1 protein-coding gene is annotated in these 1,061 nt (G+C 67.5%); it reads right to left on the reverse strand.

Going from position 1 to position 1,061, the window contains the following annotated elements:
- A partial coding sequence (locus C3Y15_RS31450; protein ID WP_134206964.1) for an ATP-binding cassette domain-containing protein occupies window positions 1-1,061 on the reverse strand: 1,061 nt, incomplete at both ends.

The raw sequence follows: 1,061 nt of genomic DNA on the forward strand, positions 1-1,061 counted from the left end.
TCGGCGAACACGCGGCCCGGCGGCGTCAGGAACACGTCGCCTTCGCGCACGTCGGCAAAGCCCAGGTACTGCAGCACTTCGGCGATCGGGAACAGATCGTCGACCTCCAGATGCAGCGTGCGCGCGATTTCGGGCATGTCGGCGCGGCCGTGGTACGGCGCCATCGCGAGCGTTTCGATCAGACCGGCCATCAGGTTGGTCGACACCTGCGGCAGCCAGCTGCCGAGTTCGAGCCCCTTCTTGGTCGCCTCGCCGGTCTGGCGCGCGGTCATCTTCGCGTAGATGTCGTCGACCAGCTTGCGAAACTCAGGATCGAGCCGGTTGCGCGGATGCTTGAACGGCACCTTGATCTCGGCGATCACGCGCCCCGGATTCGACGACAGCACCAGAATCCGGTCGCACATGAACACCGCTTCCTCGATGTTGTGCGTGACGATCAGCACCGACTTGATCGGCATGCGGCCTTGCGTCCACAGGTCCAGCAGATCGGTACGCAATGTCTCGGCCGTCAGCACGTCGAGCGCGGAGAACGGCTCGTCCATCAGCAGGATCGTCGGATCGACGACGAGCGCGCGCGCGAAGCCCACGCGCTGACGCATGCCGCCCGACAGCTCGCGCGGGTACGCGTTCTCGAAGCCGTCCAGGCCGATCAGGTCGATCGCGGCCAGCGCGCGCTCGCGACGCTCGCGCGCGCCCACTCCGAGCGCTTCGAGGCCGGCTTCGACGTTCTGCAGCACGGTCAGCCACGGGAACAGCGCGAAGGTCTGGAACACCATCGCGACGCCCTCGGCCGGGCCGGTCAGCGGCTTGCCGAGATAGGTCACTTCGCCGCCGGTCGGCTCGATCAGCCCGGCGATGATCCGCAGCAACGTGGACTTGCCCGAGCCGGAACGGCCGAGCAGCCCGACGATTTCGCCTTCACGCAGCGACAGGTTCGCGTCGTCGAGCACGAGCAATTCGCCCTGCGTCTTGTTGAAGCCGCGGCTCACGTGGTCGACGCGCAGGATTTCGGCGCCGGGCCGCGGCGGCTGAAGCGGCTGGGACGTCTGGACGGGGGCGTT

It is taken from the genome of Burkholderia sp. B10, from assembly GCF_004368385.1.
GTDB classification, from domain to species: Bacteria; Pseudomonadota; Gammaproteobacteria; order Burkholderiales; family Burkholderiaceae; genus Burkholderia; species Burkholderia vietnamiensis.